At 70.1% G+C, this 15,841-nt stretch carries 8 protein-coding genes; 5 read left to right on the forward strand and 3 right to left on the reverse strand.

Annotated features, from left to right (window positions below; genetic code table 11):
• Positions 1-111 precede the first annotated feature (111 nt).
• Together QFZ75_RS27280 and QFZ75_RS27285 are read right to left on the reverse strand one after the other, a co-directional pair.
• Complete coding sequence (locus QFZ75_RS27280; RefSeq protein WP_307540977.1) at positions 112-1,278, reverse strand: cytochrome P450; 1,167 nt, start codon at positions 1,276-1,278, stop codon at positions 112-114.
• 13 nt (positions 1,279-1,291) lie between these two features.
• The gene (locus tag QFZ75_RS27285; RefSeq protein ID WP_307540979.1) at positions 1,292-2,470 is read right to left on the reverse strand and encodes a pyridoxal phosphate-dependent aminotransferase; all 1,179 of its coding nucleotides are present in this window, start codon (positions 2,468-2,470) and stop codon (positions 1,292-1,294) included.
• A gap of 732 nt (positions 2,471-3,202) precedes the next feature.
• Here QFZ75_RS27285 and QFZ75_RS27290 point away from each other — a divergent pair.
• The 3 genes from QFZ75_RS27290 to QFZ75_RS27300 all read left to right on the forward strand — a co-directional run bounded on the left by QFZ75_RS27290 (position 3,203) and on the right by QFZ75_RS27300 (position 13,642).
• The gene (locus QFZ75_RS27290; protein WP_307544818.1) at positions 3,203-4,429 is read left to right on the forward strand and encodes a cytochrome P450; all 1,227 of its coding nucleotides are present in this window, start codon (positions 3,203-3,205) and stop codon (positions 4,427-4,429) included.
• An 87-nt stretch (positions 4,430-4,516) separates the two neighbouring features.
• Entirely contained in the window at positions 4,517-12,811 is an 8,295-nt protein-coding gene (locus QFZ75_RS27295) for a non-ribosomal peptide synthetase (RefSeq protein ID WP_307540980.1), read from the forward strand.
• 213 nt (positions 12,812-13,024) lie between these two features.
• Positions 13,025-13,642: a dTDP-4-dehydrorhamnose 3,5-epimerase family protein gene (locus QFZ75_RS27300; RefSeq protein ID WP_307540982.1), complete on the forward strand. Its 618-nt coding sequence runs from the start codon at positions 13,025-13,027 to the stop codon at positions 13,640-13,642.
• 8 nt (positions 13,643-13,650) lie between these two features.
• Here QFZ75_RS27300 and QFZ75_RS27305 read toward each other — a convergent pair whose 3' ends face one another.
• Positions 13,651-14,049, reverse strand: coding sequence for a GerW family sporulation protein (locus QFZ75_RS27305; protein WP_307540984.1), 399 nt, complete (start codon positions 14,047-14,049; stop codon positions 13,651-13,653).
• A 415-nt stretch (positions 14,050-14,464) separates the two neighbouring features.
• On the opposite strand from QFZ75_RS27305, the gene QFZ75_RS27310 reads away from it, so the two are divergent.
• Positions 14,465-14,761: a transposase gene (locus tag QFZ75_RS27310; RefSeq protein ID WP_307540986.1), complete on the forward strand. Its 297-nt coding sequence runs from the start codon at positions 14,465-14,467 to the stop codon at positions 14,759-14,761.
• Positions 14,762-15,073: 312 nt separating this feature from the next.
• Positions 15,074-15,616, forward strand: a complete 543-nt coding sequence (locus QFZ75_RS27315) for a DUF1707 domain-containing protein (protein WP_307540988.1) — start codon at positions 15,074-15,076, stop codon at positions 15,614-15,616.
• Positions 15,617-15,841 lie beyond the last annotated feature (225 nt).

The raw sequence follows: 15,841 nt of genomic DNA on the forward strand, positions 1-15,841 counted from the left end.
GGCGGGCGTGGGGCAGCGACAGGCGCTTCCGGCGGAGGCCGGACAAGGAGAAGTGGGGCGAACGGGGGAGAGGAGGGCCGGGGCGCGGAGTGAGCGCTCCGTGCGGGTGGGCTACCAGGCGACGCGGAGCCGTGCGAGCCCCCGGGTCGCCAGTCCGTCCTTCCAGACGAACGGAGAGTCGCCGTCGGCGAGCCGCAGCGTCGGGAAGCGGTGCAGGAGGCGTTCGAGGACGATGCGCACCTGGAGCCTCGCCAGCGGTGCGCCCAGGCAGCGGTGCACACCGTGGCCGAAGGTGAGGTGGGAGGCGTCGTGTCCGGTGACGATGTTCATCGACTCCGCGTCCGCGAACACGGCGGCGTCACGGTTGCCGTGCACCAGGGCGACCATGATGCCCTCGCCCGTCTGTACCAGGACGTCGCCGACCTGCACCGGTTCGGTCGCGACGCGGGGAAAGGCCAGCGGCGTGGCGGGGCTCAGCCGGATCAGTTCCTCCACCGCGTTCCCGACCCGGTCGGGGTGCTCGGTCAGCTCCTCGTACACCTTGCGGTCGGTCAGCAGCGAGAGTGTCGCCAGGCCGATCTGGCCGCCGGTGGTCTCGTAGCCGGCCATCAGCAGGGTGAGCCCCAAGGTGAGGAGCTCGTTCATGGACAGGTCGCCCCGGTCATGCACGGCGATCAGGTCGCTGAGCATGTCCTCCTGCGGATCGCGTCGCTTGTGGTCCAGCAACTCGCTGATGTATTCGATGAGTTCGATGCGGTAGCGGGCCTTCTCACGGGGGCTGCTCGCGTTGATGTCGAAGAGCACCTCGACCCACCCGCGGAAGCGGGGGCTGTCCTCCTCGGGAACGCCGAGCATGGAGCAGAGCACCGAGAGCGGCAGCGGCCTCGCGAGGTTCTCGATCAGGTCGGCGCCGTGGCCGAGTTCGACGACGGTATCGAGGTGCCGGTCGGTGAGCTCCTCCACGAAGGTGCTCATCCTCGCCATGCGGCCCGTGGAGAACGCACCGCTGACCAGACGCCTCAGCCGGGCGTGCGGGTTTCCGTCCATGCTCATCATGGAGTCGGCCGCCGGCTGGGCGTCGTTGAATCTCGGAGCCTTGGGCGCGAGCGCCGCGACCCGGCTGAACCTCTTGTCGGTCAGGACCGAGCGGCCCAGCGCGTAGTTGCGCACCAGCCACATGTCGTCGCCGGTCGGCGTGACGATGCGGACGACGTCTTCGGCACCGGGCTGCATGAAGTCGGGAAGCGGACCCAACTGGTCGGCCGTGGACTGCCTCATCCGGGAAACCCCTCTACTTGTCGGCGGGCCGGGCGGCGCGGATCCGGCGCTCGACCTCGCGCAGCAGTTCGGCCTGTCGGTTGAACGCGATGCGTACGTACTGCTCGCCCCGGGCGGGATCGGCGAACGAGGGACCTCCTGGCACGATCAGGACCCCTGCCGTGTCGAGGAGTTCGAGGACGAAGGCCTTGCTGTCCTTTTCGCCCCCGGTGAGTGGGCTCACGTCCGCGAAAAGGAAGCAGCCGCCTTCGGCGGGGGCGATCTTCATGCCCATTCCCGTGAAGATCTCCAGGGCCAGGTCGCGACGGCGGCCCATCTCCCGGGCGGCGGTCTTCAGGTCTGCCGAGACGGCGGCCAGTCCGACGGCCACCTGCAGCGGGGTCGCGGCGCCGTTCGTCGTGAGCTCGTGCACGCGACGCAGCGCCTGGGTGCGGACGGGGTCCGCGCGCAGGAAGCCGAGCCGCCAGCCGCTGATCGCGTAGCTCTTGGAGAGCGACCCGACGACGATGCCGCGCTCGGCGAGCCCGGGCACCTCGGTGATCGATGTCTGGACCCGGCCGTCGAAGACGAAGTTGCTGTACACCTCGTCACAGATGACGGTGACGTCCCACTGCTCGCACAACCCGGCTATCTGGTCCAACTCCTGGCGGTCCAGCACCCGGCCGGTGGGGTTGCCCGGCGAGTTCAGGAGAACGGCGCGGGTGCGAGGGGTGAAGGCGGCGGCCAGTTCGTCCGGGTCGAAGCGCCAGTCGGGCGCGTGCAGCGGAACGAACCGCGGCACGGCGCCGGCCAGCGTGATGGCCGCCTTGAACTGCTCGTAGCCCGGGTCGAGCAGGACCACTTCGTCGCCCGGCTCCACGACGGTGAGCAGAGCCACGCAGAGTGCCTCGGTCGCGCCGACGGTGACGGTCAGTTCGGTCAGCGGGTCGGTCGGCGTGCTGAGGGTGTCGGCGATCCGCTCCCGCAACAGCACGTCGCCGGAGGGGTGGTCGTACTGGTTGCGCCCGCCGCGCATGGCTTCGTAGGCCGCGTCGATGATGTCGGAAGCGGGCTCCGGGAATCCGGGTGTGCCGAGCGCCAGGTCGATGGCGCCGCGCTCACGCGCCAGCAGGAAGAGCTCGCCCAGACTGTTGCCCTCAAGTGCCGCGGCTCTCGACGAGATGTATGGCTGATGGGTCCTGGAATGCGCCATGCTCCCCTCCTCCTAATGGTTGGTCTGCTCACATCTGAGTCGGCTGCTGGGCGGGTGGTCGGCTCCAGGGAATTCGCCAGAATACCGTTCCGGTAAAACGTGCGACATTCGAAAAATGGAATCTGATCAATTTGTCGTCGGCGTCGTCCGAGCTCAATCGCCTGCCCGCATCGACGGGCGGAAATTGCTCGCGGCTCCTATCGGTTCGCGTTGCCGTGCCGCGCTCTGGCTCCGCCCGAACATACCCGCCGATCGGTAATTGGTGAACCGGAGGGCGGCCGGTGCCCGCGTCCCGGCGACAGGACACCACGACTCGCGATCCAGGGGGTGGGCGGTGCACGGTGTGACGGGACCGATACCGCTGTGACCGTTGGTTTCAGGCCCGGTGACAGGATCTTCGACCACATGGTGAGAAAGAGTGAACTCCTGCCTCCGGCAGAGCTTCCGCACGCTGCACTTGCGGAACCTTGACGTGAACGGGGTCGGCTTGCTTGCGTTACGGTTCCGCGCAGGCAATCGAGACCGGAAAACAATGGGAGCAGTGAAGGGCGGCCGGCCCTTACGGAACTGTGAACACACATGGCAAACGTCGGTCTGTCTTACTCTTCCACTCTCGGCGTCACCGGTGAACGCAGGGTTCCGTTTCGGCGGCATTCCGACCCCGCGCGGCCAGGGGGCCTTCGTCGGGGGATCTCCAGTGCTGGGCACTCTGACCTGGCGAAAGGCGAGGCACTGACCATGACCACTTCGACCGTGAACGGTACCGACCTCACCGACCCGCAGACCTTTCTGGCCCCCAGTGCCGAACTGGTCGAGATGTGGAGGCGGTTCAGGAGGGACGCCCCCGTCCACTGGCATGAGGTGTCCGACCGCGCCGTCCCCGGATTCTGGGTGCTGTCGCGCTACGACGACGTCATGCAGGTCTACCGGGACAACAAGCGGTTCACCTCCGAGCGGGGCAACGTCCTGACCACCCTCCTGGAGGGTGGCGACTCGGCTGCTGGCAAGATGCTGGCCGTCACGGACGGCCGCCGCCATCGCGAACTGCGCAATCTGCTCCTGAAGGCGTTTTCGCCCCGGGTGCTGGAGCCCGTCGTGGCCGGGGTGCGGGAGCGCGCGGACCAACTGGTGCGGCAGGCCGTCGAGAGCGGCGACTGTGACTTCGCCCAGGATGTCGCCGAGCACATTCCGATGGCCACCATCGCGGACCTCCTCGGAGTGCCGCCGAGCGACCGTGACTATCTGCTGACCCTGACCAAGGAGGCGCTCAGCACGGAGGAGGAGGGGCAGTCCGCGGACGAGGCGCTGGTCGCGCGCAGTGAACTGCTCTTCTACTTCTCCGAGTTGGCCGCCGAGCGACGCGAGGACCCGCGCGACGACGTGGTGAGCGTCCTCGCCACCAGCACGATCGACGGTGAGCCGCTCACCGAGCAGGAGATCATTTTCAACTGCTACAGCGTCATCATCGGCGGTGACGAGACCAGCAGGCTCTCCATGATCTGCGGTATGCGCGAACTGATCGAGCACCCTGAGCAGTGGCGGCGGCTCAAGTCCGGTGAGGTCTCCGTGGACAGCGCTGTCGAAGAGGTGCTGCGCTGGGTCAGTCCGGCCATGCACTTCGGACGCAGGGCCCTCGAGGACGTCGAGATCGGCGGGCGTACCCTGCGCGCCGGAGATGTCGCCACGCTCTGGAACAGCTCGGCCAACTACGACGAATCGGTCTTCGACGACCCGGGCACCTTCGACCTGGGCCGCACGCCCAACAAGCACGTGTCGTTCGGGTACGGGCCGCACTTCTGCCTCGGTGCCTATCTCGGCCGGGCCGAGATCTCCGCCATGCTCACCGCGCTGAGCACCCATGTCGCCGAGGCCTCGCCGAACGGTCCGGCCAAACCCATTCACTCCAACTTCCTGCACGGTTACAGCAGTCTGCCGGTCACCCTGCGCCCGGCCCGGTAGCGCTTCGCCTCGCCCGGCTGTCCGGCCCCCGCCCGGCGCACGGATGTCCCCTCGATCCGCTCACCGTCTTGAATCTCAGGAGAATTCGTGAAGAACCTACAAGGATCGTCTGCTGCCGAGTCGTCCGTCGGCGCGACCCTTGCCCTGGCCACCTTTCCTGAGCTGTTCGAGGCACGAGTCCGGGAAGCGCCGGGCGCGCCGGCCGTCGAGTCGGCCGATCGGTCCTGGACGTACGAGGAGCTGAACGCGCGGGCGAACCGGATCGCGCACTGGCTGATCGGCCGGGGGATCGGCCCGGAGCGGGTGGTGGCGGTGGCCATGCCACGCTCGGCCGAGCAGATCGCCGTGCTGCTCGGCATCATGAAGGCGGGGGCGGCGTACCTGCCCTGGGACCTGAGCTACCCGTCGGAACGGCTCGCCTTCATGGCCACCGACTCCGCCCCCGCGGCCGTGTTGACCACGCGGCTCGCGTCCGCACGGTTGCCCGACGTTTTGGACACGGACGTGGTGGCGGTGGACGCGCCGTCGACGCTGGCGGCCTGGGACGAGGCGCCGCAGTCGGACCCGCTGGACGCCGAGCGCATCGCGCCGCTGAGCACGGCGCACACCGCGTACGTCATCTACACCTCGGGCTCGACCGGCCGTCCCAAGGGTGTGACGGTGACGCACTCCGGGCTCGCCGCACTGCGGGCCGAGGCCGTGCGGCTCGGCGACCTCGGCGTGGGGACGGACGCGCGAGTGCTGCAGTTCGCGTCGCTGAGCTTCGACATGTCGGTGTGGGACCTGGTGTCGGGGCTGACCACCGGAGCCGTGCTCGTGGTGCCCGAGCAGGAGCGTCTGGTGGGGGAGGACCTGGCCGATCTCCTGGCGGCAAAGGGTGTGACGCATGCGACCCTGCCGCCCAGCGTGCTGGCCACGCTGCCCCCGGGCACCTCGGGATCGCTCGAGCGGCTGCGCGTCCTGGTGATCGGCGGTGAGGCGTGCACACCGGGACTGGTCACCGAGTGGGGGCCGGGGCGGCGGTTCATCAACGCGTACGGGCCGACGGAGGCCACCGTGTGGGCCACGTTCAGCGGGTCGCTGAGCGAGGGTGCCGTACCCATCGGTGCGGCGATGACGGACACGCGGGTGCACCTGCTCGACGAGCACCTCGCGCCGGTCGCCGACGGACAGGCCGGTGAACTGTATCTGGCGGGTCCGAGCCTGGCGCGCGGGTACCTGGGGCGCCGGGCACTGACCGCGGCGCGGTTCGTGGCGGATCCGTTCGGTCCGAAGGGCTCGCGGATGTACCGCACCGGGGACGTGGCACGCAGGGACGCCGAGGGACAGCTCGTGTACCTCGGCCGCAGCGACGGCCAGGTCAAGGTGCGAGGTCAGCGGATCGAGACCGGTGAGGTGGAGGCCGTACTCGCGACGCACCCCAGGGTCCGTCAGGCGGTCGTCGTCGCCCATGACGGCGGGACCGGCCGGGGCAAGCAGCTGGTCGGCTACGTGGTGCCGGTGTCCGAGGAGGAGCCCTCCCGCTCCGGACGCGGCGGTGGCGCCGGGCACCTTGCGCTGGAACTGGGGCTCGGCGCGGCGGAACTGCGTGCGTTCCTCGTCAAACGGCTCCCGAACGGCATGGTGCCCGGGGTGATGATGGTCATCGACGAGGTGCCGCTGACGCCGAACGGCAAGGCGGACAAGGCGGCACTGCCCCGGCCCGAGTTCCGCGGGGCCCACTACCGGGCCCCGGGCTCGGACACCGAGAAGATGCTCGCCGCGATCTTCGCCGAGGTGCTCTCGGTGAGCCAGGTCGGCGTGGACGACGACTTTTTCACGCTCGGCGGTGACAGCATCCAGTCCCTGCAGATCGCCTCCGGCGCACGGGCACGGGGACTGGCGGTCAGCTCCCGGCAGATCTTCGAGTTCCGTACGGTGTCCGCCCTTGCCGAGGCGGTCACCGCGTACCGGGCGGGCCCCGGGACGGCGCTCGCCGAACTGGACGGCGGCGGGGCGGGGTGGCTGCCGCACCTGCCCGCGACACGGTTCCTCCGGGCCCGCGGACCGGGTTCCACGCGGTCCGCGCAGGCGATGGTCCTGGAACTTCCCGAGGGCATGGACCGAACCGGGCTGGTCGTCACGCTGAGAGCCGTGATCGACCACCACGACGCGCTGCGCGCCCGTGTGGTGGAGACGGACGGCGGCGGTCTCCTCGTGGGTGCACCCGGGTCGACGAACGTGGACGCTTTGATCCGACGGGTCGCCCGGGACGGCCGCCCGTGGGACGCCGGCACGACGGGCGAGGGGGCCGAGTCCTGGGACGGACTCCTTCGCTCGGAGATCGACCTCGCCACGAGCCGCCTGGACCCGGCGGCAGGCGTGACGGCGCAGTTCGTCTGGTTCGATACGGGCACCGCACGGCGCGGACGGCTCCTGGTGCTCCTGCACCAGTTCGTCGTGGACGCCGGGTCCTGGCACATCCTCCTGTCCGACCTGGCCTCGGCCTGGCGGCAGATCCGCGACGGCAGGACCCCCGAACTCGCACCGGTGGGTACGTCGGTGCGCCGCTGGGCCCATGCCCTGGTCGACGAGGCGCACCGACCCGGGCGCGTCGCCGAACTCGACCTGTGGCGCTCCGTCGTCGAGGGCCCCGACCCGGACCTCGGCGCCCGCCGCCTCGACCCGGTCGTGGACGTGGACGTGGACTCCACACTCGCCGAAACCCGCGTACGGCTTCCGGCCGAGGTCACAGAAACCCTCCTGACCGCTCTGCCGTCCGCCTTCCACTGCGGGGCCGACGACGCCATGCTCGCCGCCCTCGCGATGGCCGTGACGCGCTGGCGGGCCGGACGGGGCGTGCACGCGTCCTCCTCGCTGATCAGCAGGGAATCCCGTCGTGCGGAGGAAGCCGTACCAGGGGCCGATCTGTCCCGCACCGTGGGTCCGCTCACCTGTGTCACCCCCGTCCGTCTCGACATGGACGGAGTCGACCTGGAGGATGCGTTCGCGGGCGGACCGGCCGCCGGCACCCTTGTCAAGGCCGTCAAGGAACAGCTGCGGGCCCTGCCCGACCACGGCATCGGCTACGGCCTCCTGCGCCACCTCAACCCCGAGACCGCCGCCGTCCTGGAGCGCCTCGGCACCGGGCAGGTCTTCTTCCGCTTCACGGACCGCACCGATGCCGCCGTTCTGCCGGCCGAGGCGCACGGCTTCGGCCTGCTCCCCGCGCCCGCGGTGCGCGGGCGCGGGGAGCAGGCCGCGCCCGCCGCGGTCGTCATCGACGCGAGCGTCACGCGCACCGCCGAAGGCCCGGTTCTGGAAGCCCTGTTCACCGCCCCTGAGGGACTTCTGCCGGCCACTGGGGTACGCGAACTGGCGGACCTCTGGCGCCAGGCACTCGAAGGGCTCGCCCGGCACACCGCCGAGCCCGGCGCGGGGGGTCTGAGCCCGTCGGACGTATCGCTGGTGACCGTCACGCAGGACGACATCGACGACTGGCGGGAGCGCTACCCGGGTCTGTCCGACATCTGGCCGGTACCGCCCCTGCCACTGGGCATGCTGGTGCACTCCTTGATGGAGCGTGAGGCCGGGGCCGAGCTCGACACATACCAGGTCCAGTACACGCTGCGACTGTCCGGGCCGGTTGATCCTGCCCGCCTGCGCACCGCGGCACAGGCACTCCTCGACCGGCACCCGGTGCTGCGCACCGCCTACGCCTCGGGTCCGGACGGTGACCTTGTCCAACTGGTGATCGACGACGTCGCGTTGCCCTGGCAGTTCCTGGACCTGAGCGGGCTCGCCGAGACCATGCGGGACTCGACGTACCAGCAGTTCCTCGCGGGCGACCTCAAGATGCATTTCGACCCGGCCGCACCTCCGATGCTGCGCATGTCGCTGATCACCCTGTCCGCGGACCGTCATGACCTCGTCCTGACGGCCCATCACGCCAATGTCGACGGCTGGTGTCTGCCGCTGCTGGTCAGGGACCTGCTGCAGCTGTACGCCGCCCGGGGCGACGCTTCTGCGCTGCCCCCGGCCCGCAGCTACCGTGAGTACCTGGTCTGGCTGGCCGAACAGGATCCGCAGGAGTCGGCCCGCGTATGGGCGGCGGAGCTGGCGGGCATCGAGGGGCCGACACTGATCGCGCCCGAGACCGGCCCCGGTGCGGACAGCGCGGACGTCGGCTGGGTCGGCGTCCCGTTGCGGGTCGAGGCGGCCCGTGAACTGCCGCACCGTGCCGCCGAGGCGGGGGTCACCCTGAACACCCTGGTGCAGAGCGCCTGGGCCGTCGTCCTCAACCGCCTGAGTGGCCGTCAGGACGTGGTGCTGGCCGCCGCCGTTTCCGGCCGGCCCGCCACACTGCCGGGTGCGGAGGCCGTCGTCGGCACGTTCGTCAACACCGTCCCGGTGCGCGTCCCCTATGCTCCCGACGGCACCTTCGCCCAGATGATGACGGACCTGCAGGACCGCCAGGGCGCCTTGCTCGGCCACCACCACTACGGGCTCGTCGGAATCCAGCGGGCCGCCGGGCTCCCGACCCTGACCGACAGCCTCATCGGCTTCGAGTCCTTCCCGCTGGACCGCGAGGCCATCGCGGAGGCGAGTGAGGCGGCCGGCATCGCCGTCACCGGTATCGACCTGTTCACCCTGAGCCACTTCCCCGTGACCGTGTTCGTCTACCCCGACGGCGACCACCTGCGTCTGAACCTTCAGTACCAGCAGCACCTGTTCGGCCGCGAGCAGGCGGAAGAGATGGCCGCACTGTACGGACGGGTACTCAAGGAGATCGCCGCGAACCCGCAGGTCCGGCTCCACGACGTGGCCCGCGGGCACGTCATCGAGCAGGCGCCCTCCGCGGCGGACCTCGAAAGGGACACCACCGCGGCGGCGGACGAAGGGGCCGGTGCTGCCCCCGAGGGGCTCGGACCCGTCCCTCACCACGATCTTCGCGCCGCGGACACGGTGCCCGCCGCCGGGGAGACCCAGGAGCTCGACCCGGCGCAGTTCTTCCGGGCCCGTCTCGGCGATGTGTCCGAGCCCACCGTGATGTTCGGGATCCAGCACGTCCACGGCGACGGTCACCGGAGTCTGCGCCGCACGCTGGACCCGGAGCTCGGTGAACGCGTCCGGGCCGTCGCGGCGGACTTGGACGTCGGTCCGGCCGTCCTGTTCCACGCGGCCTGGTCCCTGGTGGTGTCGGCGTGCAGCGGGCGCAACGACGTGGTCTTCGGCACCGTTGTGTCCGGACTTTCCGGGCCCCGCGACAACGAGCGCGCGGTCGGCAACATCCTTCCCGTACGGGTCGACCTGGCCGGCGCCGGTGTGCGGGATCTGCTGCGCACCACGGACCGGACCCTGCGTGACCTGGTCCGCCACCGGCGGACCCCGTCGGCCGTCGCCCACGGTCACAGCGCCGTGCCGTCGGGGACCCCGCTGTACAACGCGGTCCTCGACTACCGGGACCCGGAGTTCGTCGACCGTGTCCACGACACCGCCGCCCATCCCGTCGCGATGGCGGTCGGCGACCTGCGGCACTCCTTCGAGCTCGACGCGCGGACCGACCGGTCCCAGGACCCCGGGCTCGTCATCGGCTGTCTGGAGACAGCCATGACGCGCCTGGTCGACGTGCTCACCGACGAGAGCGCGGAGCAGTTCCCCGCGCTGGAACTCTCCGTCCTGAGCGACGCCCTGTGCCGTGAGGTCCTGACGGAGTGGAACCGCACACCGTCGGCCGCGCCGGTGGCGCGGACCGTACACGAGTGGTTTCAGGAGACCGCGGCCGCGGCGCCCGAAGCGGTGGCGGTGGAGTTCGAGGACCGTCGTCTGTCGTACGGGGAGCTGAACGTACGGGCGAACCGTCTGGCGCGGCACCTGCGCGGACTGGGTGTGGGTCCGGGCGTGTTGGTGGCGCTGTGCCTTTCGCGCAGCGAGCACCTGGTCGTGGCCGTGCTCGCGGTACTGAAGGCAGGCGGAGCGTACGTGCCCGTGGACCCGGCGTCTCCGGCGGACCGGGTCGGGCACATCCTGATCGACAGCGCACCGCGGCTCCTCGTCACGGACGGGGCGCTGCCCGACGGACTGGCCGTGCCGTCGGTCCCGGTGGTGGACGTGCGCGCGGACGCCGACCGGTGGGCCGCGCTCGCCGAGGACGACGTGACCGGCACCGAAGTCGGCCCTTCGGACCTGGCCTATGTCATCTACACATCGGGTTCGACCGGTGTGCCCAAGGGGGTCATGGTCGAACACCACCACGTCGTCCGGCTGTTCACATCGACCGACGACCAGTTCCGCTTCGACGAGCGGGACGTCTGGACGCTCTTCCACTCCTTCGCGTTCGACTTCTCCGTATGGGAGATCTGGGGCGCGCTGCTGCACGGCGGCCGACTCGTGGTGGTGCCCCAGGCGATCACCCGCAACCCGCAGGACTTCTACCGGCTGCTGTGCACGTCGGGCGTGACGGTTCTGAACCAGACACCCACGGCGTTCCGCCAGCTGGTCGCGGTCCAGGCCGAGGACGCGGAGCCGCACGCGGTGCGTGTGGTGGTGTTCGGCGGCGAGGCCCTCGACGTCGCCTCGCTCAAGCCGTGGCTGCGGCGTCCGGTGAACAAGAACACTCAGCTGGTGAACGGGTACGGGATCACCGAGACCACGGTCTTCGTCACCTTCCACCCGCTGACCGAAGCCGACGTCGACCGGCCCGTCAGCCCGATCGGACAGCGCATCGCGGACCTGTGCACGTACGTCCTCGACCGGCACGGTCGCCCCGTGCCGGTCGGAGTCGTCGGGGAGCTGTACATCGGTGGCGCCGGTGTGACCCGCGGCTATCTCAACCGACCGGAGCTGACCGCGGAACGCTTCCTGGAGGACCCGTTCAGGGAGGAGAGCGGTGCGCGGATGTACCGCTCGGGGGACCTGGTCCGGCTGCTGCCGGGCGGCTCGCTGGAGTACCTGGGCCGCAACGACGACCAGGTGAAGATCCGAGGATTCCGGATCGAACTCGGCGAGATCGAGGCCCGCCTCGCCGAACATCCCGGCATCCAGGACGCCCGCGTCCTGGTGCGCGCGTACGAGGGCGAGCAGGACCGTCGCCTGGTCGCCTACCTCGTACCGGCCGCGGATCGCGCGCCGGTCGTACGGGAACTGCTGCGCCTGGAACGCACCGACCCCGAAGCCTTCGATCGCACCTTCGAACTGCCCAACGGCTTGACGGTGTTCCAGCGGAACAGGAGCGAGACCGAATTCCGCTACGACGAGATCTTTACGCAGCTGCGGTACCTGCGGAACGGCCTCACCATCGACGACGGCGACACCGTCGTCGATGCCGGCGCCGGCATCGGCCTGTTCACACTGTTCGCGGGCACCCGCTCCCCGGGCGCCCGGATCTACGCCTTCGAGCCGATCCCGCCCGTCCTCGACCCGCTGCGCCGCAACGTCGCCCTCCACGGCCTGAACGCCAAGGTGTTCGACTGCGGTCTGGCGGCGGAAGCGGGGGAGGAGACCTTCACCTTCTCCCGTCACCGCACCGCCATCTCCTCCAGCGTCACGACCGCCGAGGGCGGGCCTGTGGACGAACCCGTCGACGCCCGCCCGGACAGCGAGGAGTTCACCTGCCGTCTGCGGACTCTTTCGGAGATCATCGCGGAGGAGTCGATCGACCGGATCGACCTGCTGAGGATCGGCGTGAAGCACGCCGGATACGAGGTGCTCAGGGGAGTCCGACCGCGGGACTGGGCGATGATCCGGCAGCTCGTCATCGAACTCCATGACGTGAACGGGCAGTTGGAGAAGGTCATGACGCTCCTGAAGACCCTCGGGTACGACATCGTGTGCGAACGGAGCAACCGCTCGGTGGGCGACACGGTGCTCCATGACGTCTATGCCCGCCGCGCCGACGACCGGAGCGGCCGGCCGCTCCCCGGGCTCACCGACACCGTGTCCCGGCAGCGCTGGGCGGGCCGTGCCGCGCTGCTCACGGACGTACGGGAGTCGTTGCGTACGGTGTTGCCCGAGTACATGCTCCCGACCGCCCACGTCCTGCTCGAAGAGCTGCCGCTGACCCTGAACGGCAAACTCGACCAGAAGGCGCTGCCCGAGCCCGTGTCCAAGGGCCGCGCCCATGCCGCGCCGCGCACTGTGCAGGAGCGGCAGCTGTGCGATCTGATCGCAGAGGTGCTCCGCGTCGACCGGGTGGGCATGGACGACAACTTCTTCGGCCTGGGGGGCGACTCCCTGCTGGCGACCCGGCTCACCAGCAGAATCGGCAAGACGCTCGGGGTGAACGTGCTGATCCGAGCGGTGTACGAAGCCCGTGACATCGCCGAACTGGCGCACACGGTGAAGAACGCGCCCGCAGCCCACCAGCCGCGCCTGCGCCGGATGAACAGGAGCGCGGAGCAATGATCCCGTCGTCCTCACCGCAGCGCCCTCTGCGGTCGACCGACAGGGCCGAGGGTCCGGTCATGGGGTGCGACATGCCTCCGCCCGCCCGCTGAGGCGGGCCCGGACGGCGCCCGGTTACGCCGGCACCGGGCAACTCGCGCTCAGCCATGGTTCGTTGTCGAGAGCCGGCGTGATCCGCCGGTCACCGAGATGCAGGAAGGCGTGAGGACGCCGATGGAGATCCAGGAGACAGCCGCCGTTCCCGGCGCCTACGTCATCACCCCGCACAAATACCCCGATCCCCGCGGAGACTTCTTCGAGTCGCTCCGCACCGACCTGATCAGCGAGGCGGTCGGGCGTCCGTTCACGGTCCGCCAGGTCAACTACTCCGTGTCGAAGCGGAACACACTGCGTGGTCTGCACGGCGTGCTCATCCCTCCGGGCCAGGCCAAGTACGTCACCTGCGTGCGGGGGGCGTTCCGCGACATAGCCGTCGATCTGCGTGTCGGTTCACCGACGTTCGGGCGGTACACGTCCAATCTGCTGACGGCCGAGAACGGCGTCGCCGTTCACATCACCGAAGGCCTCGGCCACGGTTTCCTCGCGCTGACGGACGACACCTGCATCAGCTACGCCCTGTCGACCGTCCATGTGCCGGGCACCCAGTTCGAGATAGACCCGCTCGATCCGGACCTGGACCTGCCGTGGGGGTTCACCGAGCCTCCCTTGCTCTCGGAGAAGGACGCACGGGCGCCCAGCCTGGAGGAGGCCCGCGCGAGGGGCATGCTGCCGCGCTGGCCGGAGACGTTCCCGGAGGACGCCGAGCACTTCGCTCCGGCGGTGCCCGGGTAGGGCGCTGGTCAGCCGGTCGGTGTACGCCGTGCGGCGAGACGGCGTGCGAGAAGCGGAAGGGCGGCGCCGACCAGGGCCGCGGCGAGCGGTACGGCGACGTCCAGCCAGGGATTCCGGAGTGGCTTGTAGGAGGCCGTGCCGTTCTTGATCTCGATGAAACCGCGAGGTCGTGCCCGAACTCCTCCGCAGGCCGCGCCCTCATCGGCCACGGCTTCGGGCCCCGCGGTACCACCGAAACCGAGGCCGACCTCGGCGACCGGGATGACGGTGACACCCGCGGTGGTGAAGGGTTCGCCGTAGACGACCGTCGAGGCCCGACCGCCGAGCTGGGCGGTCAGACGCTCCAGCAGAGCGGTGGTCGGTTGCGTCGACGTGGTGGGCGGGGTCGGCTCGTCCGGGGCGGTCATCGGGTGTCTCCGTAAGTTGTGTATGTGGGGGCGGGAGGGCTGGGTGTGGCTGGTGAACCCTGTGGTCGAAGAAGATCGGCAACGACGAGTCGGTCCATCCCGACCGCGCTCGCCGAGATCTTGGAGCCGGTGGACGGGGTCCGCCGGGCGGTGGACGTCTCCGGGAGGTTCTCCGCCCTGCCGACCGCTCACGGCTCGGGCCTGGTGGCCGACCGAGTACGCATGGTCTACCTGCTGCGGGACGTGTTGACCGGCGTCCTCCTCGCTCTGGAGAGGGCCTTCGAGCACTCGGCCGGCAGGGACGCGCCGGTCCTGCCGACGGGACACCGGACCCCGGCTGCCGACCTGGCCGGCCAACCGCGATGTCCGCGGGGCCGTCACCGTCGCCGCGACCGTGCTGGAGGCCGCGCGGACCATGGCTCCGGACGGTCGGCTGAAGGGCAACGGCACACAGGTCCGCGAGACGTTCCGCAGTTCTCCCCAGGCGGAGATCGGCGAGTCGCTGCCCGACACGGGTCCGATGCTCGGCGCCGAGCCCATCGGCGCAGCAGGTGACCCGACCGCCTACGCGGACGTCGGCCACCTTGTCCCGGCGGCCGGGTCCGTGCCGGTGCCGCGTGTCTCGGGCCGTCGGGCCGACCGCCTTCACCGCCCTGAGCGCCGCAGCCGCCGTCTGCGACGGGTGTTCTGCCCGCCCGCGCAGGCAGCTTGACTTCGTCACTGGGACTCCTCGGGCGGTTCGTGCGGGCGGCGGTGCCCGAGCGTCCGGGCATCGGCGGGCAGGTGCATGCGGAGCGAGGGCAATGCTATGTGGTCGACCGCGATCAGAAGGTCCTGGTCCGGCCAACAGCCCCTGGATCCAACGGCGTCGGGTCGTACAGCCGGGTCGCAGGACCCGTCCGGGCGAGCGGGTACGTTGCCCGGAGGGGACGGAGGACGGCGAGGGCCGTGCCTCGGGGACGAGATGCCCTGCCCACTACGAACCTGGCTCGTTCGCTCGTCGGCACGGCAGTAGGGTGAAGCGGTGACCCCCTTACCAGAAGATCTGCCGCGGATGATCGGCGAAGACGACCGAAATGCGGCCGTGCGGCGCCTGCAGGATGCGTACACCAAAGGGAGCATCTCGCACGAGGAGTTGGACGAAGGTCTCCACCAGGTCCTCAACGCCGAGGCACACAGCGAACTGGTGTCGGTTCTGGCCTCACTCCCGGAGGAGCATCCGGGCGCCACGTCAACGATCGCCGCCGCCGGCGGGCGGATCCGACGGCGCGGTGTATGGCGGGTACCTCGGGTTCTCAAGGTCGAGTCCGCATTCGGAAGGGTCCGCCTGGACCTGTCCCGGGCGATCATCGAACACCCGGTGGTCGACCTCGAGTTGCAGCTCGGAACCGGCAGGGCAAAGATCACGGTCCCTCGCGACGCGATCGTCGACGTCGAGGATCTTCACACCGGGTGGAAGGACACGCTCTACAAGACCCGGCGGCGCTCCCGCCCCGGCGGGCCGAAGATCCGGATCTCCGGGACCATGGGGTTCGGACGGTTGAAGATCCGCCACGCCTGGCGCTGAGGCCCCGTCCGGCACCAGGGCCAGTTGGTCGGTGCTTTCCCACTTTCGGTCGCACGCACCCTCTTCCAGGAGGATGCCGCACTCGTGCGGCACGACCTCGCTGGCGGATCCGCGGCATCCGGCCGCCCTGACCTGGAAGTTGACCCTCGACACGTTCGAGGCGCACGGGCTGCCCGGCTCACGCTGCCGGCCCGGTTCGCCGCCGAGCCGCTGCCGGGGCGCGCC

The organism is Streptomyces sp. V3I8, from assembly GCF_030817535.1.
GTDB lineage: Bacteria > Actinomycetota > Actinomycetes > Streptomycetales > Streptomycetaceae > Streptomyces.